This is a genomic window from Algoriphagus hitonicola (assembly GCF_900113375.1).
In the GTDB taxonomy this organism is placed as follows: domain Bacteria; phylum Bacteroidota; class Bacteroidia; order Cytophagales; family Cyclobacteriaceae; genus Algoriphagus; species Algoriphagus hitonicola.
Genome location: NZ_FOPC01000004.1, coordinates 250,894 through 271,864 on the forward strand (window position 1 = coordinate 250,894; position 20,971 = coordinate 271,864).

Here is a 20,971-nt window from a genome sequence, read left to right on the forward strand (position 1 = left end):
AACGCCTCAATCCTACGCCGATTAAAATGGATTCTTTCCGATCGGCTTGTTGAGCTGGGATTTTGAATAAAAAATCCCTACTTTTTGAATCAATTGCTTTAAAACCCAATAAGCCATGAATAGAAGACACGCACTTAGGCATATCGCCCTGATTTCAGGGGGACTTGCTTTGATTCCCTCCTGCGATTTCAGTTCGGATGATATCCTCGCCGCTTACAAAAAATTGAAGGTAACGACCTCAGAAAAGGACCTTTTGGGAGTAGTCTCTGATACCATTATTCCTTCGGGAGAGATTAAAGGAGCGTTGGATATTGCTGTCCCTGATTTCATTCTCGTAATGGTCAATGACTGCATGGAAGAGTCCACTCAAGCTAGATTTATGGATGGATTGCGGGCATTTCCGGATTTTGCCGGAAAGAACTTCTCCAAGCTTTCCACCAAGGAAAGAGAAGAAAAAGTACTGGGGGGATTACGCTTGGAAGGTGAAAATGCTCCGGAAGATCAAAAACTGAAGGATGTGAATTTTTTCCTCGCCACAACCAAACGACTCACGATCCAAGGCTATATGGCATCGGAATACATCCAAACCGAAGTGATTCCTTATTCCCTGATCCCCGGTGCCTACCAAGGCAAAGTATTAATCGCAGACATTCAAAAACCACGTATCAATGGCTAATCTGAATCTCAAAAGTAAAGAAGAACGAACCTATCAAGCCATTGTCATCGGTTCAGGTATCAGTGGGGCTTGGGCCGCCAAGGAATTTTGTGACCTAGGCGTCAAAACCCTGATGCTGGAGCGCGGTCGAAACGTGGAGCATATCAAAGATTACCCAACGACCAATATGCTTCCCCATGAATTTGAGCATCGAGGGCAGGTACCACATGAAATCCAAAAGGAAAATCCAGTGATCAGCCGCTGTTATGCGTTTCGGGAGGATGCCATGCATTTTTTTGTAAAAGACACGGAGCATCCTTATGTGCAGGAAAAGCCATTTGACTGGATTCGAGGCTATCAGGTGGGAGGAAAATCACTGCTTTGGGCCAGACAGGTGCAGCGCTGGTCGGACTTTGACTTTGAAGGGCCCGCTCGCGATGGCTTTGCAGTAGACTGGCCGATTCGCTACAAGGATCTGGAAAAATGGTATAGCCATGTAGAAAAATTTGCCGGGGTCTCTGGAAATAGAGATGGTTTGGCTACGCTTCCAGATGGGGAATTTTTACCCGGATATGAATTGAATGTGGTCGAAAAGTACTTTGCCGAGCAACTCAAAAAGAATTACGGTGGGGAGCGGCACATGATTTCAGCCCGTTGCGCTCATATCAACGGAAATTTGGATTTTTTTGCACAGCAAGGCCGGGCTCAATGTCAAAATCGAAACCTCTGTCAGCGGGGCTGTCCTTTTGGAGGATATTTTTCTTCCAATTCATCAACTATTCCCTGGGCCTTGAAGACAGGAAACCTCACCCTCAGACCGGATGCGGTCGTGCATTCCATCATTTATGATGAGGAAAAGGGCAAAGCTACCGGCGTGAGAATCATCGATCGCTTGACTAAAGAAATGGAGGAATTTTATGCCGATGTGATCTTTGTGAATGCTGCAGCTTTGAATACCAATGCGATTTTGCTGAATTCTACTTCCAGCCGATTCCCGAATGGACTTGGCAATGACAGCGGCCTACTTGGAAAATATGTAGCCTTTCATAATTACCGAGCACGTGTTTCTGGAGAATACGAGGGTTTTGAAGAATACACTACCGCCGGAGGGCGCCCGACGAGCGGTTATTTCCCCAGATTCCGAAACGTGTACAAGCAAGAGACGGACTTTCTTCGGGGCTATGCCGCCGGCTTCTCGGCTGGAAGAGGTGTTCGCACCAACACAGAAGGAGTCGGAATGGAACTAAAAAACAATTTGCTTAACCCAGACCAATACGGCCCATGGTATGTGGGTTCGCATATGATGGGAGAGACGATTCCAAAAGAAAGCAACTACGTCGCCCTTGATCCCAATCTCAAAGATGAGTGGGGCATGCCGCAGCTTAAAATATCCATAGATTACGATGATAATGATGAAAAAATGGTCAAGGATTACATCGAGCAAATGACGGAGATGTTTACCAAAGCCGGCTTTACCAATATCCGATCCAGTGACAGCAAGCAGGCTCCAGGTTTGGATATTCATGAGATGGGCGGGGTACGAATGGGCAATGACCCCAAAACTTCGCTCCTCAATGCCCATCATCAGCTCCATGCCGTGCCCAATGTCTATGTGACCGACGGCGCATCAATGACTTCCACTTCCACTCAAAATCCCTCGCTAACCTACATGGCTTTTGCAGCTAGAGCTGCGCATCATGCGGTGGCGGAGAGTAAGAAATAAAGGAAGAAGTCTAAAATCAGAAGTCTGAAAAAAAGGCTTGTCTCATAAATTGCTTTAATGTCAGGCTGAGCGGAGTCGAAGGCCATTTCTATCGTTTTGGTAAACATTTCGACTTCCTGCCTTTGCCGGCGAGGCAGGCGCTCAATGTGACAAACTTGACTTTAGAGACAACCTCTTTTATTTTTTCCTCCTATTCATTAGGATGATTTTTCATCCATTGGTCCACGGACCATTTTCCTGATCCTAAAATCAAGAAAACAACTAACAAGATCAATACGATCAATGATAGCCAAAATTCCAGATTATTGGCTACCGAAAGAAAGCCCTGCTGGACATTGACAAAGAAGACGGCAATGAAGAGAATGGGAAGCTGAAAAATAATTGCAAAGCGGGTAACCAACCCAATGGCGATTAAAAACCCTCCTACCAAATGAGCAAAGGCTACATAATGAGCAATGCCCAAATTGAAAAATTGAAGCTCTGAATCCTGCATGAGGCGGAGTAGCGCGTCCGTGTTTGAGATAAATAATATTCCTTTGTATAAAATAACAAGACCTAATGCAATCCGGAGAATATCAATCCACTTTGGGTGGTGAGTATCTCCCCAATGTTCGATTTTTGTGATAATATTCATGGCATATGGGTTTATTTACCAATAAGTTACGAATTTTTATAGAAAAATGGTGAATAAAACAACAGTATATCGAACTGGGAAAAGTTCAGAGAAAAAAATCTAAACCAACCTCACAAAAAAGGGATTAGAATAATTTTTTGGGAAATCCGGTCATTTCCGTTGTAATCAAATCTTTTCCTATTTCCTCCAAATCAATTTGTTTCCTTAATTTTACGACCTATGGCAAAGACAGCAACACCGGCGGAAAACGCCCAATTAAAAGATATAATCGGCCATGCCAAAGAGTATGGCTTTGTGTACCCGAGTTCGGAAATCTACGACGGCCTGCAGGCAGTTTATGACTATGGCGCCTACGGAGTCGAATTGAAAAATAACCTCAAGCGACTTTGGTGGGAAACGATGACCCGCGTTCATGAGAATATTGTGGGAATCGATGCATCCATTTTTATGCACCCGACGACTTGGAAAGCTTCCGGTCACGTGGATTCCTTCAATGACCCCATGATTGATAACAAGGACAGCAAAAAACGCTATCGTGCCGACGTGCTGGTCGAGGAACATGCCGCCAAATTGGAAAAGGAGGGAAAAGCAGAAGAAGCCAAGCAACTCACTGCAGCGTTGGCGCGATTGCTGGAAGCGGAAGACTTGGCTGGCGTTCGTGATTTGATCGTGAATACTGGTATCTCTTGTCCCATCAGCGGCACAACCAACTGGACCGATGTACGTCAGTTCAACTTGATGTTTTCTACTCAAGTAGGGTCTGTTGCGGAAGATTCTTCTACGATTTATTTGAGACCTGAAACTGCTCAGGGGATTTTTGTGAACTTTCTCAATGTGCAGAAAACTGCCCGGATGAAGGTTCCTTTTGGCATCGCCCAAATCGGGAAAGCTTTCCGAAATGAAATCGTAGCCCGTCAGTTTATTTTTCGTATGCGGGAATTTGAACAGATGGAGATGCAGTTTTTCGTGCGTCCTGGTACGGAGTTGGATTGGTACAAGCAATGGTCAGAAACCCGAATGAACTGGCATTTGGCCTTGGGTACGCCTGCGGAAAAACTAAGAAAGCATGACCATGAGAAATTGGCGCACTATGCGAATGCCGCGATGGATATTGAATATGAATTCCCCTTTGGATTTAAGGAAGTGGAAGGAATTCACTCTAGAACAGACTTTGACCTGAAGTCCCATCAGGAATTTTCTAAAAAGAAGCAGCAATACTTCGATCCTGAGGTCAATCAAAATTACATTCCTTATGTCATCGAGACTTCGATCGGAGCGGATCGCTTATTTTTGTTGACGCTTTGCAATGCCTACACGGAAGAAAAATCAGAGGAGAAAAGCAGAACCTATTTGAAATTCCACCCAGCCATTGCTCCGGTTAAGGCTGCGATTTTGCCTTTGACCAAAAAGGATGGTTTACCTGAAAAGGCCAAGGAAATCGTGGATTTGCTCAAATACGATTTCAACATTATTTATGAGGATGCAGCCTCTATCGGAAAGCGCTATGCGAGACAAGATTTGATCGGAACGCCATTCTGTATCGCTGTGGATCATCAGACTTTGGAAGACAATACTGTCACCATTCGTCATCGGGATACCACGGAGCAGGAGCGTGTGGCGATTGCCGATTTGCATGGCAGAATCGCGGAGGCGACGAGCTTTAGACGAATTTTTGAGAAGATTTGATAGCTGCGTTAGCTGTTAGTGAAGATAGCGGCAGTGGGTCTTTTAAAAGGTTTGATTTTTTGTGAGTGTGGACACTCACAAAGGCAGGGAGCGGCGGAGATGACCGATGAAAAAAGCCTTGAGATTTAATTTCTCAGGGCTTTTTGGTTTTTTATGCCTCCGTGAGTGTCTCACCCACGGAAACGTACTCTGAAGGCTTGAGTTATTTTTCGGATTGCTCCCGATGGCTATCGAGGATCCAACGAAAGGACCTCGGAATTGCAAATTCCGAGGAGCTGGAGGAACTGGAATTTTATAATTCTGAATTTATTCGATCGGATTAGCAGCGACACCCTCAAAAGTCATTTGAATAGGCTTGATCGTTCCATTTTCGTTGAACTCCATCACATCTATGCAAGTCACCCGATGATCCCGGTCTTCATTGGGAATGGGTCGGCGATGATAGACCATGTACCAATCATCCGAACCGGGCTTCTGAATGGCGGAATTGTGCCCCGCCCCTGTTGCGATGCTGTCTTTTTCTAAGATCGTTCCGATCCGCTCAAAGGGCCCAGTCGGTTTATCAGCCATTGCGTAGGCCACTTTGTAGCTCTCATTGGTCCAGCCACCTTCGGACCACATCAGGTAGTAAATCCCCTTTCTTAAAAACATAAAAGGACCTTCCACATAGCCTTCGGGGGTGATTTCGTGAAACAGCTACCCATCTTCCCAAGGCTCAAACCCGGTAAAATCCGCATTGAGTTTTCCCAGATTACAGTGTCCCCAACCTCCGTAGAAGAAATAATGGGTGCCATCCACATCTTTGAATACAAACTGATCTATTGGCTGCGCTCCATGATAAAAGTCCGATAACAGCGGTTCGCCCAAGTAATCCTGGAATGGACCGCCGGGATTGTCCGCTACAGCAATTCCGATTCCTCCAAAGTGATTGATGTCATTATTGGGATCGTAGCCAGGCCGCTCGGGGGTTTGGATATCATTTGCGGAGAAAAAAAGAAAGTATTTTCCATCCTTTTCGATAGCCGCCGGTGCCCACATCGCTTGTCGGGCCCATTTGATAGCAGCGGTATCAAGAATTCGTTCGTGCTTTTCCCATGTCACTAAGTCTTTGGAGGAGAAAGCATCAAAATGGAGCTGATCTTCATATCGGGCTGAAAAAGTGGGGTAAATCCAGTACTCATCCCCAAAAACCACTCCCTCCGGATCAGCATACCAACCTTCGAAAATCGGGTTTCCGGAGAGTTGGGGAGGAGAATTCTGAGTTTCCGATTTGGGGGAGCAAGCCAGCGTGAGAATTAAGAAAAAGGCGAACAGATTTGATTTCATAGCAGAATAGGTTGGATGCCTAAAAATAAGAGAAATCAATGGAGAAAAGTAATTCTTTGCTGTTGGAGATTTGATCATTCTTCAAATTCAAAAGCTATAGTTTTTTTCGGGTTGCAAATTCCAAGGAGCCTAGGCAAAAAAATCCCCCTTCGGTGAGGAAGAGGGATTTGAATATAATTAGGTGAGATTATTCTTCGCTAGAACAGGCCCAAACGATATTTGGAGTATCATCATTTTTCTTTGACATGTCATTTACCTTGAAATCAGTCAAAACATTGACATCAGACTGGCCATCACCTGTACATCTTAAACCTATTATTTTAGTTTCAAAGACGTAAGTTACACAAGCTTCCAAGTCCATGGTAGCCTGCATAGTAGCTCCTGAAGGACTAAACTCATCAATCAAAACTTCTTCAGCCTGAGCAAAAGTGAAAACCAATTCCGCATCTTCCATAGACTCCTCAGGGGTATAAAAGAACGTGATGGTTCCATCTACTTCATTAGCTTCATACGTGAATGATTCTTCGCAGTCTGAGCAAACAGGAACTAAGTCATAAGATGTTTCGAATGTTTGTTGGATTCCTGCACCATTACCATTAGGATTCGCACTTCTCCGAACAGAAATAATAGCGGATTCATTTTCACATCCAAACCAATCATTGTCAAACTCACCAATTTCTACAGGATAAACAAAAGGCTGAACAGCTGGATCCCCAGCGTTTTGTCCAGTGCCTGTTTCGTCGTAAAGTGTCTCGCCTTTAAACTCAATTTTATAAATATCCTCCGTACTACTAATGGAATAATAAATCATAGTTGGAGAATTATAAATGTCAATTGTTACAGACTTACCATCTTCCTCATCATAAAATTGGGTGTAACTTTTCACATACCAAGTATCCTCATCATCTGTAATACAACTTGAGTTGCAAATATCATCAACATATTCCCTAAAATTCTCTCCACCACCCAAAGGCGTCAATACAAACCCGCCGTCATTATCGACTTTGGCTTGTTCCAATTGCAAATCTTCATTTTCATAGCTAGCCATTTGGCTACATGCGCTGAGTAAAAGCCCTGAGATCACTAACCCCAAAAAGCTTCTGGTAAAAATAGTTTTCATGTTATTTGATTTGGTTTACACAATTATAAAAGATTTTTATATATAAAAAAATGTATTTCACGGAATTTTTGGGTAAAATTACTTAATTGGTATCCGAAACCTTCAAATACGGATTTCTGTTACTTTTACCTATGCCAAAAAAAGCACTTGTTATCGGCTCGGGAATCGCAGGAATAGCCTCCTCTATCCGCTTAGCCCATGCGGGGTTTTCCGTCGAAGTCTTCGAAGCCAATTCCTATCCGGGTGGAAAACTTTCTGAAATTCAAATTAAGGGCTACCGATTTGACGCCGGACCTTCACTTTTCACGCTTCCCGAGCAAATGGAGGAACTTTTTCAACTAGCCGGAAAAGACCCCAAAGCCCACTTTGACTATGAAAAACTGGAAGTGGCATGCCACTATTTTTGGGAAGATGGCAAGCAGGTCAAAGCTTGGGCGGATATCAATCGCTTTGCCGAGGAGGTGGAAACTAAACTGGGCGAATCGGCTCAACATGTCAGAGAAGCCTTAAAGAGCTCCGCATACATCTATGATCATCTAGCGCCGCTTTTTATGCATCGCTCACTTCATCAAATCAGCACCTGGACCAACGCACAAGCGCTAAAATCCTACCTGAAGATGGGGAAATTGGGCATTTTCTCCACGATGCATGAAGCGAATGCACAGCGTTTTTCCAACCCAAAATTGGTGCAGCTATTCAACCGATATGCCACGTACAATGGGTCGGATCCTTATCAGACACCAGCCACACTGAATATCATTCCGCATCTGGAGTTTAATATCGGTGCCTATTTTCCCAAAAAAGGTATGCACGATATCACGCAGAGCCTTTACAAGTTGGCAAAAGACCTTGGCGTAAAATTTCATTTTAATGCAAAAGTGGATGAAATCCTGGTGGAAAGAGGCAAGGCGATTGGCATCAAAGTAAAGGGAGAAACCAGGTTAGCAGGTGTCCTCGTCAATAACATGGACATGGTCAATGCCTACAAAACCATTTTGCGCAAGCAAAAGCAACCCACAAAACTCTTAAATCAACCTAAATCGAGTTCGGCACTGATTTTTTACTGGGGGATTAAAAAGAATTTTTCAGAATTGGGGCTTCACAACATTCTCTTTTCGGAAGATTATAAAAGGGAATTTGAGCATATTTTTAAGAAAGGAAGCATTTACGAAGACCCTACCGTTTACATCAACATCACCTCCACGCATAAACCCGATGATGCGCCAGCGGGCGGTATGAATTGGTTTACGATGATCAATGTGCCAAACAATCAGGGGCAAGATTGGGATCAGCTAATCGCGGAAGCAAGAAAAAATATCATCGAAAAGGTCAATCGGGTCTTGAAAACCGATCTGGAACCTTTGATCGAGGTGGAGGAAATTCTCGAACCCCGGACCATCGAATCCAAGACCTCCAGTTCAAATGGCGCCCTGTATGGCAATAGCTCCAACAATCGCTTTGCGGCTTTTCTCCGTCATGCCAATTACTCCTCCGATATCAAAAACCTCTACTTCTGCGGCGGCTCCGTTCATCCGGGTGGAGGCATTCCGCTATCCTTGCTCTCTGCAAAGATTATGATGGGGTTTGTTTTAGGAAAGTAAAGCAAAAAAGGATCGCATTTCTTCGATCTTATCTGAAAGTTTTTCGTATTTTCATTTATGGACTTTAAAAAATATTTAGAAATTCGACCTGACAAACGATTTGGAAAGCCTTGTCTGAAAGGCACTAGAATTTCGGTATATGATGTTTTGAATTGGATGGCAAATGGAATGAGTCGTGAAGAAATCAAGTCTGATTTTGAAGAGTTGACCGATGAAATGATTGATGCTTGCCTTGCTTTTGCTGCCGATAAAGAGCGGAGGTTGATTTCAGCGATATGAGCTTACTTTTTGATCAGAACATTTCACCGAAAATTTTAAAAATCCTTCCTCTGCAATTTTCTGGAAGTTCGCAAGTAAGATTTGAAGGCCTCGAAAACTCTTCAGACTTGGAGATTTTTCACTATGCAAAGAAAAAACACTTTACCATTGTTTCTTTTGACTCTGATTTTATTGATCTAAATGGGATTTACGGGACTCCTCCCAAAATTATTTATCTCAATACTGGAAATTTGATCACAAAAAACATTTCTGATTTATTGATTAAAAACAGTTTGAGAATATCACATTATATCGATTCAGATTCAGATGAGATTTTAGAGTTAATTCAAGCTCGGTAATACTAAAATCAGTTTTTAAAATCTAATTATTTAAACTTTCTAGAGCCTCTTGCACCAAATCCTGCTCAAATCCCCGCTGCATCATGTATCCTGTGACTTTAAAGCGTTTCTTGTACAAATCTGCTTCTGAAGTTTTCTGCCATTTCTTTTCAGTCTCCGTCAGCAAGGTGTCATAGTATTCCTCCGGATCGATCTCATTCAGTGCTTTGCGGATTAGGGGTTCCGAAATTTGCCGCATTTTCAATTCTTGCCGAATCCGGTTTCTCCCCCACTTTTTCAACCGAAATTTACCTCTTGCAAAAGCAGGTGCAAAACGCTCCTCATCCAAGAATTTTTCGGAAATCAAAAAATCGATCAATTCGTCTTTATCTCCTTCTTTGACTCCTTTCTCATACATTTTCCGCCTGACTTCCCAGATACAGCGCTCTTGATAGGCGCAGAAAGCCTGAAGTTTTTCCTTGGCCTCCTCAAAGGACCAAGGCTTTTTTTGTTGCTCATGTGGGTATTTTTTTCCCCAACCAGACATTTTGCGTAATTTTATTGAAAATTATACCTTTTAGTTTTCTCAAACCTAACAAAATTTTAAAAGCAAATGCGCAAGAAAATCATAGCCGGCAACTGGAAAATGAACATGACTTTTGATGAAGGACAAAAGCTGACCTCCGAAATCGTCAACATGTTTAAAGACGAGAATATTTCTGACGTACAACTTGTCCTCAATCCACCTTTTCCTCACCTCCATCCGGTTAAAAAATTAATAGGCGACACGCCAAACGTATTTTTGGGTTCGCAAAACTGCTCCAATATGGAGTCAGGAGCATTTACCGGTGAGGTTTCAGCAAAAATTTTGGCTTCATTTGGGGTGACTCATGTGATTTTAGGTCATTCAGAGCGACGGGAGTATTTCAAAGAGGATAATGCGCTGCTTACCGAAAAGGTAAAACAAGCCTTGGTAAATGGATTAACACCAATTTTTTGCTGCGGTGAATCTTTGGAAATCAGAGAAGCAGGTACTCACGAATCCAATGTCAAATTTCAGTTGACCGATAGTCTTTTTGGTCTGTCAGCTGAGGAAATGTCCAAAGTCGTGATTGCCTACGAACCGATTTGGGCGATCGGGACCGGAAAAACCGCAAGCTCAGACGAAGCTCAGCAGATGCATGAAACCCTACGGAAGCACATCGCCTCCAAATATGGTCAGGATCTGGCAGATTCGATTTCTATCCTCTATGGTGGCAGCATGAATGCCGGGAATGCCGCAGATCTACTTTCCAAGCCTGATGTGGACGGTGGCCTGATCGGTGGAGCCTCTTTGAAATCCAGAGACTTCATCACCATCGCCAAATCATACTAATTGAATTCAATGGATTACCTGGAATTTAAAATCACCTGCCGGGAGGAATTCCGGGAGATCCTTATAGCCGAGCTTTCTGAGGTCGGCTATGATTCTTTTTTGGAGACAGAAGAAGGCTTTGATACCTACACCGAAATTGATCAATTTGATCGGGAAGCATTTGACGAAATCATCGATCGCTATCAGGAAGCCGCTCAAATTCGGGTAACTGAAATGACCGTAAAAAAGACTAACTGGAATGAGGAGTGGGAAAAAAACTACGACCCCATCGCCGTGGATGATTTGGTGTATGTCAGAGCTTCCTTTCATCCAGCTCAAAATGGATTTCGCCATGAGATTGTAATCAATCCCAAAATGTCCTTTGGCACAGGGCATCATGCGACGACTTTTCAAATGCTCCGACTTCAGGGCCGAGTCGACCATCAAGGCAAGCGCGTACTGGATGTCGGATCGGGAACGGGTATTTTGGCAATTATGGCCCACTTGCTGGGAGCGGAAGAAGTTCAGGCTTTCGATATTGACGATTGGTGCGTAGACAATGGGAATGAAAACTTTGCCCTGAATGGATTGCAAATCGAAATGGGTCTTGGGACTATCCGTTCGGTAAATCCGAAAGGACCTTTCGATATTATTTTGGCCAATATCAATAAAAATGTTTTGCTCGATGAATTGGAGGTTTATACAAGTTTGCTCAAGCAAAATGGTTTTTTACTTCTGAGCGGGTTTTACACCGAGGATGTTCAGGATTTGATCACACACTGTAAACCGCTAGGCTTGGACCTTCTTTCTCAGGAAAGTAAGGATAACTGGGCGGCTTTGGTGATGAAAAAAAGCTAATCATGCAGGAACTTCTTATTTATGCAATCCTATTTTTACTTTTAATCGGGCATACGCTTCTGGCAGGAAAAATGTACCGTAAAGTCCATGAGGATGAGCGACTTTCTTTCCATGAAAAAAATGACTGGAAACTAAAGGCGCTGATTTTCCCTGCATTTTTCTGGTTTCAATACAAAAAGCTAAATCGGTGAGCACAAAGCTTTCACCGAAATAGGTTTTTAAAGTTTATTAATTCTTTCTTTTGGGAAATATCTGGCCAAGACTTCATCTCAAATACTTTCGTAATTTAGCCAAATGGAGTACGTCTGGAAACAAAAGCCCAAAGCCCCTCAACCCATCGTCGAAAAACTGGGAAAAGAAATCAATGTCAATCCCACTTTGGCGAATATGTTGATCAATCGTGGGGTTGAGAATTTTGAGCAGGCCAAGGATTACTTTCGCCCTAGTTTGAGTCAGCTTCATGATCCATTTTTGATGAAGGATATGCGTGCCGCCGTAGATCGAATCGAAGAGGCGATTACTCAAAATCAAAAAATCCTCATTTATGGGGATTATGATGTAGATGGCACCACCGCAGTTGCTTTGGTCTATAGTTTTTTGATCGGCTTTTATCCCCATATCGAATTTTATATTCCTGATCGGTACAAGGAAGGCTATGGGATATCGGAGCGGGGAGTTCGCTATGCTGCAGAGCAGGATTTTTCCTTGGTGATCGCATTGGATTGCGGCATCAAAGCGATAGACAAGGTAGACTTGGCTCAAAAACTAGGGGTGGATTTTATCATCTGTGACCACCATACTCCGGGAGAGCAATTACCAGCCGCAGTCGCCGTACTCGATTCCAAAAGAAGCGACTGTGAGTATCCATACAAAGAACTCAGTGGCTGTGGAGTTGGTTTTAAGCTGATTCAGGCCTTTGCCAAGCATCGAAACATGGACGAATCCGTGCTGTACAGCTATTTGGATTTGTTGGTGGTAAGTATTGCTGCGGATATCGTCCCGATCACAGGAGAAAATAGAATTTTGGCCTATTATGGGCTAGATCGGATCAATAATACCCCTAGACCAGGATTCAAGGCCTTGATTTTTCGAAGCAAAATTGAAAAGGATATCGGGATCTCAGACATCGTTTTCAAAATCGGTCCCCGAATCAATGCTTCCGGAAGACTCGAGCATGCCAAAGCCTCCGTAGAGCTGTTGATCTCCTCAGATCTGGAATCGGCCATGGAGCGCGCCAAAGTAGTGGATGAGGTCAATGCCACGCGACGCAATTTTGACGAAAATATTACCAAAGAGGCCTTTGAAATGATCGCCTCACGGGAGACTGAAAGGGAGTGGAGTTCGACCGTGCTTTTCAAAGAAGACTGGCACAAAGGCGTCATCGGGATTGTAGCTAGCCGATGTATCGAAAAATATTATCGCCCAACGATCATCCTGACAGAATCCAATTCCAAAGCTACTGGAAGCGCCCGTTCTGTTGTTGATTTCAACATTTATGAAGCCATAGCAGAATGTAGTGACCTTTTGGATCAGTTTGGCGGACATAAATACGCGGCGGGTCTGACGCTTTCGGTGGATAATGTCCCGGCTTTTCAGGCTAAATTTGAATCTGTCGTCAAAAGTCGAATCGAAGAAATTCATCGCAAACCGGTAATCGAAATCGATGACGAATTGCTGCTGGATCAGATCAACTATAAATTTTATAATATTTTAAAGCAAATGGCCCCCTTTGGTCCGGGAAATCCCGAGCCGGTTTTTAGGATTTCCAATGTTTACGCTGAGGATGTCGCTGTACTGAAAGAAAAACATCTGCGCTTTAAAATCGTACAGGACGGTCAGGTTACGACTCCGGTTTGTTTGGCTTTTGGCATGGCTGACCGGACCAAAGACCCAGATCTGACCACCGTAAATATGCTAAGAGGAAGAATGCGATTTGATATTGTAGCTGAGATGAGGGAAAATTTTTTTAGAGATAAAAGTAGTTTGCAATTGTATGTAAAAGACATCAAATTTGATTGAAGATGGCATGTTCACCAAAAAAGCTTTTTAAACCGAATTTTTCCAATCACTTGACCGAGCAAATTGTAGCGTCAGGTAATACCACCATTAAAATAAATGTACTCCTATGAAACTTCGCGCTGAGCATTTAGTCAAAATTTATAAAAGCCGACGGGTCGTCAATGATATTTCTGTCGAGGTCGAGCAGGGCGAAATCGTGGGATTGTTGGGACCGAATGGAGCTGGAAAAACCACCTCGTTTTATATGATCGTGGGTTTGGTAAAGCCCAACGAAGGAGATATTTTCTTGGAGGAGGAGAATATTACCGGTCTTCCGATGTACAAACGTGCCAAGCTGGGAATCGGATATCTGGCACAAGAGGCCTCTGTTTTCAGAAAACTCAGTGTAGAAGAAAACCTGATGGCGGTTTTGGAAATGACCAAGCTTTCGAAACAAGATCAAAAAGAAAAAGTAGAAAGTCTCCTGGAGGAATTTAGTCTGACTCACGTCCGCAAAAATCTCGGAATGGTGCTTTCGGGAGGAGAGCGACGACGGACGGAAATTGCACGCGCACTTGCTGTAGATCCTAAATTTGTACTGTTAGATGAGCCATTTGCCGGGGTGGATCCCATCGCTGTCGAAGAAATCCAAACCATCGTAGCCAAGCTAAAAACCAAAAATATTGGCATTTTGATTACCGATCACAATGTCAACGAAACGCTCTCGATTACTGACAGGGCTTATTTGATGTTTGAGGGAAAACTATTGAAGGCCGGTACTGCCGAAGAACTCGCCGCGGACGAACAGGTCAGAAAAGTATATCTGGGAAGTCAATTTGAGCTTAAGCGCAAAATTTTTAACTAATGGAAGTACTAAACAGTTTCATGACCTGGGTTTTCAAAACCCGGCTGGGACAAATCGAAAACTTTAAGAAAAACCCCATCCAAACTCAAAGGACGGTTCTTTTTGAATTAATAGACGCTGGGCGAAAAACTGAGTTTGGTCGAAAATACAATTTCTCTGAAATTAAAAATTACCGGGATTTTGCAGATCAGCTTCCACTTTTTGATTATGATAGTTTTAAACCCTACATCGACCGGACGATGGAAGGCAAACAAGGAGTGATTTGGAATTCGAAAATCGAGTGGTTTTCCAAATCTTCCGGGACGACTTCAAGCCGAAGCAAATACATTCCCGTCACCGAAGAAAGCCTCGAAGAATGTCACTACAAAGGGGGCAAGGATATGCTTTCGCTTTATTTGTCCAATTATCCCAATTCCAAACTATTCTCTGGAAAGAACCTGACGATCGGTGGGACGCTTGAAAAAAACCCGCTAAATCCTCAAGGAACCGCCAAAGCGGGAGATATCTCTGCGGTAATCATGAAAAACCTGCCCATTTGGGCACAGATTGTCCGCACACCCAATCTCGAAACCGCCTTGATGGGTGAGTGGGAGGCCAAAATCGAAAAAATGGCCAGAGAAACCATGAATGAAAACGTCGTGAGTATAGCCGGTGTGCCTACATGGACAGTGGTCTTACTCCGAAGGATTTTGGAGCTAAAAGGAGCTAAACATATTTTGGAGGTTTGGCCAAATCTTGAAGTTTTCTTTCACGGAGCAGTGGCTTTTGGGCCCTATCGCAGTCTGTTTAAGGAATTGATTCCTTCCGAAAAAATGCGCTATATGGAGACCTATAATGCCTCCGAAGGCTTTTTTGGGATACAAGATCAGCCTGATTCGGACGAACTGTTGCTTTTGCTGGATTATGGAATTTTTTATGAGTTTATCCCAATGGAAGAATGGGATAGCGAAAATCCCAAAGCGATCCCGCTGCAGGAGGTTGAAATCGGGAAAAATTATGCGGTGGTCATATCTACCAATGGAGGACTGTGGCGATATAAAATTGGCGATACCATCCGGTTTACCTCGACAGCACCTTATCGATTTAAAATTTCTGGACGAACCAAACACTTCATCAATGCCTTTGGCGAAGAAGTGATCGTAGAAAATGCAGAAAGTGCAATCTCCTTCGCAGCTGAAAAAACCAGCTCGACTATCTTAAATTTTACAGCAGCTCCAGTGTATTTTAGTTCCGATGAAAATCAAGGTGCACATGAATGGATCATCGAATTCAAAAATCCTCCTGAAAACAAGGATCAGTTTATTCACTTACTGGATAATCATCTTCGGGAGATCAACTCGGATTATGACGCCAAGCGATATAAAGATCTGGCGTTGAAGGCCCCACTCGTTCACTTTGCTTCGCCGGGACTTTTTGAAAAATGGCTGGGCAAAAAAGGAAAATTAGGCGGACAACATAAAGTGCCAAGACTGTCCAATGATCGGGGATATCTGGAGGAACTTTTGGAACTGCTAAAGGAGGAAATTTAGCGGCAACCTTAAAAGTTGGATTTAATGAAGTTTTGCCCCGTTGGGAACCTGTCGTTCGGTACTGCTGAGCACGATATTTCCATCTGGATCCGAAAATCCCGTAATCAATACTTCCGACATAAAATCCGCGATTTGTCGGGGTTTGAAATTAACCACACAGATGACTTGCCGACCCATCAGCTCTTCTTTTGAGTACAAAGCGGTCACTTGTGCCGAGGATTTTTTAATCCCAAAATCAGACCCAAAGTCCACCCAAATTTTATAAGCGGGTTTTCGGGCTTTTTCAAAATTTTCGACCTGTACAATCGTACCCACTCTTAAATCAATTTTGTCGAAATCTTCGAAGTCAATCGTTTGCATAGAAGAAATTTTTCTTATTTTTAGAAACCTTTTGCAAATCCTGCAAGTTAACCATTGGTAAGCTTATACTAACTATGTTCAATTCTACAATATTTCCTTTCAAAAAAGTGAGTTTGCTCGCAACAATTTTGTTGGGAATTTGTGTGTTTGCCGAAGAGGCTTCTGCTCAAAATGAACAAGAAAAGGTAGAAATAGAGCCTTTAAAGCAGCTCGATAGGCCGATTACCGAGGATCATACTACTTCTCAGGAAGTTGTCATTCCCAAGGTGATGGTTACACCTAAGACAAAGAACCTACCCACTCAAAATACCCCGATCCGTCGGGAAGTAATTTTAGGCGAAGAAGGTAAAAAGACTCCAGAACCCGTTTCATCCACTTTATCATTCAATATATTTTTATACGTGGTGGATAAATTCAAAGCAGACTAATTTGTGTTTTCTTAATAACTAAAAAGAGACCCGTTTGAGTCTCTTTTTTTTATGATTCAGATATAAATTTTTCGAGATCCTTTAGGGTGATTTTCCCTTCGAAATACGCTCTTCCAAAAACTGAGGACTTTACTCCGATATCCCTGAGTGCTTTAAAATCATCGATTCCACGCACACCACCACTTGCAGCTAAATGAATATTGGGAAATCGATCGATGACATTTTTATACAGCTCCAAATTTGGCCCCTCCATCACGCCATCCCGGCTGACGTCTGAGCATTTGAGGTATTTCAGACCACGATCATAAAAGAACTCAATGTGGTCGTAAAGATCTATACTGGTTTTTTTTAACCAACCCCGGATTTTTATTTTGTTATCCACAGGATTACAGTCGGCTGCTAGGTTGATTTTTTCCCTACCATAGGATAGAATAAACTGTCCGAAGCGCTCTGGGTGATTGGCAGCTGCAGAGGATATGGTCACGGTTTTGGCACCAAATTCAAAACATTTAATTACATCTCCATCTGTGGTGATACCTCCGGTGAAATCAATTAATAAATCGGTGTAGCCCGCAATCGCCTCAAGAATATGATAGTTTTTGGGTTCCCCTCTTCGAGCCCCATCTAAATCAACCAAGTGAAGTCGTTTTAGGCCGATAGACTCAAACTCCTGAGCGATTCCCAGGGGATTGGAGGAAATCACTTCTTCGGTCGTGAAATCTCCTCGTTTGAGGCGAACGCACTTCCCATTAATGAGCCAAATAGATGGAATTATTTCAAACATGTTAGTAAATTATTCGAAAGATTGAACTGGGCGGTTTTAAAAACTTTACCCTAAATATAATACTTAAGGGGTTTTGGCACAGTGAATAGATAGATTTCTTTACAAATAGTCAAATTTTAGCTGGTTTTGAAAGGCTCAATGCAAAAAACCCCCAGATTTATTTTCAATACTTTAATCGCCCTATTTTGCCATCAGCTCCGGAAGCCCAAATGGCTCCTCCCGAATGTGCCCGGCTCACCGCATGATATCCTTCTGAGCTAAACAATGTCCAGTTTTTTCCTCCATCTGTTGAAAAATCACTTCCGGAAGGTCCTGTCGCAATCACCCAATGGTAATGGGAAAAATAAGCAACTGCAGATCGGTATCCGGCAGGTGGACTGGTAGGCTGTAACCACTCTTGGTCGGGAATAAGAAACAACCCGGCATTGCCGGTGATTTCTTTCTCTTGGGTATAATCTCCTCCTACTGCAATGATTTCTCCATTTCCGACATGAGTAATGGAAAAAATCCCCCGTGAGGGATTGCCCTGTGCCAAATTGCTTTTCCATTTTTCCCAGGTTTTGCCTCGGTTTGGAGAATAATAAAGATTGGACACCGTTCCCCCGCTTCCCAGCCAGAGTTCATCGTCCAGTGCTAAAAGTGATGATGCGCTAGCTGCAAATCCCGCTTCCCCCGATTCGGCCAAAGGAAGTGAATCAATTAGACTCCAGTTTTCCCCCTGATCTTTGGTCTCCAAAATCGTCCACCTACCCTCAACCGGATCACCAAAGACATAGCCTCGATCTTCATCAGCAAAACTGATACCGTCCAAAAATGCATCCGCTGGTTCTTGGTGTTTTTTGGTCCATGTTTGACCTCCATCTTCGGTTTTGTATATGACTGCGGGTTGACCAGCAGATACCACGATGGCTTGCTCTGCGTCAAAGGCATAGATCGATCTAAAATCCACGCTGTCCAAGGAGTCCACGATCCCATGAGTCCAAGTTTGTCCTCCATCCAGCGACTTGAGCCAGGTTCCTCCACTTCCACTTGACCATATAATGTCTTCGGTCACCGGAGAAAGTCCCCTCAAGGATGCTTTTACCGGGGTATTCATCATCTCCCAACCAACTGGTTCCTTTACTGTCCCTTCTCCTGAATTCTTTTGGCAGGAAAAAAGCGCTGTTGAAATCAACAGCGCTCCGATACTTTTTTTCAACATTTTTGCTTGCTATGAAATATCCACTTTTCGATACGCTTCAATCAGGGCCAACTCCCCTTCTTTACCCGGAGAGGCATTGCCATGCTCCATTCCAAGGATTCCATTGAATCCTTTTTCATGAATGAATTTGAAGACATTTCCATAATGGATTTCTCCGGTTCCTGGTTCCTTTCTGCCTGGATTATCTCCGATTTGAATGTAAGCAATCTCATCCCAAGTTTTTTCCATGGTAGCAATGATATTTCCTTCGTTTCGCTGCATGTGATAGACATCATACAGGATTTTGCAGGCAGGACTATCTACTGCCTTGCATATCATGAAGGTTTGATCGGCATGGCGAAGAAATAGATCCGGATTATCACTCAAGGGCTCCAAAACCATCGTCAATCCATGAGGTTCTAGGATTTCTGCACCTCTTTTAAGTGCTTCGATGACATTGGCGGTTTGGATTCCCATGGGGAGATTTCGCTCAAAATACCCCGGAACTACCGTCATCCATGTGGCATTGACTCGCTTGGCTGCTTCGACGGATTTTCGACAGGTTGCTAAAAATGTATCCAAAAATTCCTGTTTCCCGGTAGCTAGTGACACTTTCCAATTGTCTCCGCCATCGATGACAAACACCCCCATCCTCATATTTAGATCTGAGAGCAGTTTTCCCATCAATTCCTGATCTGCTACCGACCTTCCAAGAAGACCATTGTCCTCAAGTGAACGAAAGCCCTGATCCGCCATGAATCTTAATTCATCCTCAATACCTCCTGGGGCAGAATTTCGAAACATTCCAAAATGTGGGGCAAAGTCCATATTGAATGTAGGAGCCCTCTGATCTTCAGCAAAAGCCCCCAAACTCAATCCTCCTGAAAGGCTCAAAGCAGTACTCCCCAGGCCCATTTTTTTGATAAATCCTCGTCTTTCCATGGCTTATATCACTTTGGTTTTACCTGGTACAGCATGAGGATAGAAGCCGTCATCGCCAGGGAGAATTTTTGGCATGGCGTCCCATGAAAGTTCCTCAGGGAATAAATCCACCGTTCCATTCAATGCCTCATCCCAGGTCAATACCTTACCGGAATAGGTTGCATACCTTCCCATGATGGAGGTCATCGTACTTTTAGCGGCATTTTCTGCATCTTCAAATTTATATTCACCCTTTACAATTGCAGCCCAAAGCTCATCATGCTCCTGCTGATAGGGGTTTGGATTATTTTCTCGATCGTGTGTATAAATCGAATTTCCTTTCCAGTCGGTCAATACTCCGTGATTTCCCGCACTGAGATATACTTTTCCTTTTGTTCCTTGGAAAGATTCATCCACGCGGTTGGCGGCTCCGGGAAAATGTCGACATTCACTGTGAATCACTGATCCATCTTCATAAGTAAAGGTAAGCACGTGGTGGTCAAATATTTCACCATGGTCTTTTCCCGTCCTAACGGCCCGGCCTCCGGTGCCTTCCGCTTTGACAGGGTAAGACTGCTTGACCCAGTTGGCAATATCAATATTGTGGACATGCTGCTCGGTAATATGATCTCCGCAGAGCCAGTTGAAATAATACCAATTTCGCATTTGATATTCCATTTCGGTCTGTCCGGGTTGACGCTCACGTACCCAGACGCCACCGTCGTTCCAATACACCTGACCTCCTACAATATCTCCCACGGCACCATCATGGATTCGCTTGATGGTTTCACGGTAGTTGTTTTGGTAGTGTCGCTGTAGGCCGACGACTACATTGAGTTTTTTAGCTTTGGCTTCTTCAGCCGCAGCCAATACTTTTCGAATGCCTGCCGCATCGGTAGCCACAGGTTTTTCCATAAAGATCTGTTTGCCCTGCTTGACCGCCTCTTCAAAATGGGAAGGTCTAAATCCCGGAGGAGAGGCTAAAATCACTACATCCGCCTCTGCGATTGCATGTTTGTAGGCATCGAAACCCACAAATTTTCTTTCCTCGGGGACATCAATTTTTTCTGTCCCGTACTTGTCAAGCATGGGCTTTAGACTATTGTCCAGTCGATCGCGAAAAGCATCCGCCATCGCGACAAGTTTGATGGGATGACCAGTTTCTAAGGCTTGGAATACCGCCCCAGTTCCTCTGCCACCACAACCAATGACCGCAAGTTTGAGATGGTTTTCGGTAGCGGCATAGGCGCCGGGAAGGACAAAGGGGGAAGTAAGCATTCCGCCTGTGACCAATGCGGAGGTTTTGATGAAATCTCTCCTGGAGTTTTGATTTTTCATGGCTTGGTTAATTTA

General features: G+C 43.6%; 21 protein-coding genes and 1 pseudogene. 13 read left to right on the forward strand and 9 right to left on the reverse strand.

Features of this window, described 5'->3' with window-relative positions; genetic code table 11:
* Positions 1-115: 115 nt before the first annotated feature.
* Both BM043_RS07445 and BM043_RS07450 read left to right on the forward strand, forming a co-directional pair.
* Complete coding sequence (locus BM043_RS07445) at positions 116-676, forward strand: gluconate 2-dehydrogenase subunit 3 family protein (protein ID WP_092790330.1); 561 nt, start codon at positions 116-118, stop codon at positions 674-676.
* Entirely contained in the window at positions 669-2,378 is a 1,710-nt protein-coding gene (locus tag BM043_RS07450; protein WP_092790332.1) for a GMC oxidoreductase, read from the forward strand. Before BM043_RS07445 ends, BM043_RS07450 begins: the two co-directional genes overlap by 8 nt.
* Before the next feature lie 190 nt (positions 2,379-2,568).
* Here BM043_RS07450 and BM043_RS07455 read toward each other — a convergent pair whose 3' ends face one another.
* Entirely contained in the window at positions 2,569-3,012 is a 444-nt protein-coding gene (locus BM043_RS07455) for a DoxX family protein (protein ID WP_092790334.1), read from the reverse strand.
* 219 nt (positions 3,013-3,231) lie between these two features.
* Here BM043_RS07455 and BM043_RS07460 point away from each other — a divergent pair, with 219 nt between their 5' ends.
* Complete coding sequence (locus tag BM043_RS07460; protein ID WP_092790336.1) at positions 3,232-4,698, forward strand: glycine--tRNA ligase; 1,467 nt, start codon at positions 3,232-3,234, stop codon at positions 4,696-4,698.
* Positions 4,699-5,004: 306 nt separating this feature from the next.
* Here BM043_RS07460 and BM043_RS07470 read toward each other — a convergent pair.
* Positions 5,005-6,024 (reverse strand): annotated as a pseudogene (locus BM043_RS07470) (glycoside hydrolase family 43 protein).
* A gap of 187 nt (positions 6,025-6,211) precedes the next feature.
* Positions 6,212-7,144, reverse strand: coding sequence for a hypothetical protein (locus tag BM043_RS07475; protein ID WP_092790340.1), 933 nt, complete (start codon positions 7,142-7,144; stop codon positions 6,212-6,214).
* A gap of 131 nt (positions 7,145-7,275) precedes the next feature.
* Between BM043_RS07475 and crtD the strand changes: the two genes are divergently transcribed.
* Genes crtD through BM043_RS07490 form a run of 3 tightly spaced genes read left to right on the forward strand, consistent with a single transcriptional unit; the run spans position 7,276 to position 9,362 of the window.
* Entirely contained in the window at positions 7,276-8,745 is a 1,470-nt protein-coding gene (gene crtD, locus BM043_RS07480; protein ID WP_092790342.1) for a 1-hydroxycarotenoid 3,4-desaturase CrtD, read from the forward strand.
* A 57-nt stretch (positions 8,746-8,802) separates the two neighbouring features.
* Positions 8,803-9,024: a DUF433 domain-containing protein gene (locus BM043_RS07485; protein ID WP_092790344.1), complete on the forward strand. Its 222-nt coding sequence runs from the start codon at positions 8,803-8,805 to the stop codon at positions 9,022-9,024.
* Complete coding sequence (locus BM043_RS07490) at positions 9,021-9,362, forward strand: DUF5615 family PIN-like protein (RefSeq protein WP_092790346.1); 342 nt, start codon at positions 9,021-9,023, stop codon at positions 9,360-9,362. Before BM043_RS07485 ends, BM043_RS07490 begins: the two co-directional genes overlap by 4 nt.
* Before the next feature lie 22 nt (positions 9,363-9,384).
* On the opposite strand, the gene BM043_RS07495 is transcribed toward BM043_RS07490, so the two are convergent.
* The gene (locus BM043_RS07495; RefSeq protein ID WP_092790348.1) at positions 9,385-9,888 is read right to left on the reverse strand and encodes a regulatory protein RecX; all 504 of its coding nucleotides are present in this window, start codon (positions 9,886-9,888) and stop codon (positions 9,385-9,387) included.
* 66 nt (positions 9,889-9,954) lie between these two features.
* Between BM043_RS07495 and tpiA the strand changes: the two genes are divergently transcribed.
* From tpiA to BM043_RS07525, 6 genes are all read left to right on the forward strand, one after another.
* On the forward strand, positions 9,955-10,716 hold the full coding sequence (gene tpiA, locus BM043_RS07500) for a triose-phosphate isomerase (RefSeq protein ID WP_092790350.1): 762 nt from the start codon (positions 9,955-9,957) through the stop codon (positions 10,714-10,716).
* Between the two features lie 9 nt (positions 10,717-10,725).
* Positions 10,726-11,553, forward strand: coding sequence for a 50S ribosomal protein L11 methyltransferase (gene prmA / locus BM043_RS07505; RefSeq protein WP_092790353.1), 828 nt, complete (start codon positions 10,726-10,728; stop codon positions 11,551-11,553).
* A gap of 2 nt (positions 11,554-11,555) precedes the next feature.
* Entirely contained in the window at positions 11,556-11,744 is a 189-nt protein-coding gene (locus BM043_RS07510) for a hypothetical protein (RefSeq protein WP_092790355.1), read from the forward strand.
* Positions 11,745-11,847: 103 nt separating this feature from the next.
* A complete protein-coding gene (recJ, locus tag BM043_RS07515) occupies positions 11,848-13,572 on the forward strand; it encodes a single-stranded-DNA-specific exonuclease RecJ (RefSeq protein ID WP_092790357.1) in 1,725 nt (574 codons plus the stop codon).
* Positions 13,573-13,678: 106 nt separating this feature from the next.
* Positions 13,679-14,416 (forward strand): LPS export ABC transporter ATP-binding protein, encoded by a 738-nt coding sequence (gene lptB / locus BM043_RS07520; protein ID WP_092790359.1) that lies wholly within the window; start codon positions 13,679-13,681, stop codon positions 14,414-14,416.
* Positions 14,416-15,945, forward strand: coding sequence for a GH3 auxin-responsive promoter family protein (locus tag BM043_RS07525; RefSeq protein WP_092790361.1), 1,530 nt, complete (start codon positions 14,416-14,418; stop codon positions 15,943-15,945). The genes lptB and BM043_RS07525 overlap by 1 nt, the downstream gene beginning before the upstream one ends.
* A gap of 21 nt (positions 15,946-15,966) precedes the next feature.
* Here the strand turns inward: BM043_RS07525 and BM043_RS07530 are convergent, their stop codons facing one another.
* The gene (locus BM043_RS07530; protein WP_092790363.1) at positions 15,967-16,305 is read right to left on the reverse strand and encodes a tRNA-binding protein; all 339 of its coding nucleotides are present in this window, start codon (positions 16,303-16,305) and stop codon (positions 15,967-15,969) included.
* Between the two features lie 74 nt (positions 16,306-16,379).
* On the opposite strand from BM043_RS07530, the gene BM043_RS07535 reads away from it, so the two are divergent.
* Positions 16,380-16,733: a hypothetical protein gene (locus tag BM043_RS07535; protein WP_092790365.1), complete on the forward strand. Its 354-nt coding sequence runs from the start codon at positions 16,380-16,382 to the stop codon at positions 16,731-16,733.
* Between the two features lie 49 nt (positions 16,734-16,782).
* On the opposite strand, the gene BM043_RS07540 is transcribed toward BM043_RS07535, so the two are convergent.
* From BM043_RS07540 to BM043_RS07555, 4 genes are all read right to left on the reverse strand, one after another.
* Positions 16,783-17,517 carry a 1-(5-phosphoribosyl)-5-[(5-phosphoribosylamino)methylideneamino]imidazole-4-carboxamide isomerase gene (locus BM043_RS07540; protein ID WP_092790367.1) on the reverse strand — a complete coding sequence of 245 codons (735 nt, stop codon included), beginning with the start codon at positions 17,515-17,517 and terminating at the stop codon, positions 16,783-16,785.
* A 163-nt stretch (positions 17,518-17,680) separates the two neighbouring features.
* On the reverse strand, positions 17,681-18,718 hold the full coding sequence (locus BM043_RS07545; protein ID WP_092790369.1) for a WD40/YVTN/BNR-like repeat-containing protein: 1,038 nt from the start codon (positions 18,716-18,718) through the stop codon (positions 17,681-17,683).
* Positions 18,719-18,727: 9 nt separating this feature from the next.
* Positions 18,728-19,639: a hydroxypyruvate isomerase family protein gene (locus BM043_RS07550; protein ID WP_092790371.1), complete on the reverse strand. Its 912-nt coding sequence runs from the start codon at positions 19,637-19,639 to the stop codon at positions 18,728-18,730.
* Between the two features lie 3 nt (positions 19,640-19,642).
* Positions 19,643-20,956, reverse strand: a complete 1,314-nt coding sequence (locus BM043_RS07555; protein WP_092790373.1) for a Gfo/Idh/MocA family oxidoreductase — start codon at positions 20,954-20,956, stop codon at positions 19,643-19,645.
* Between the last annotated feature and the right edge of the window lie 15 nt (positions 20,957-20,971).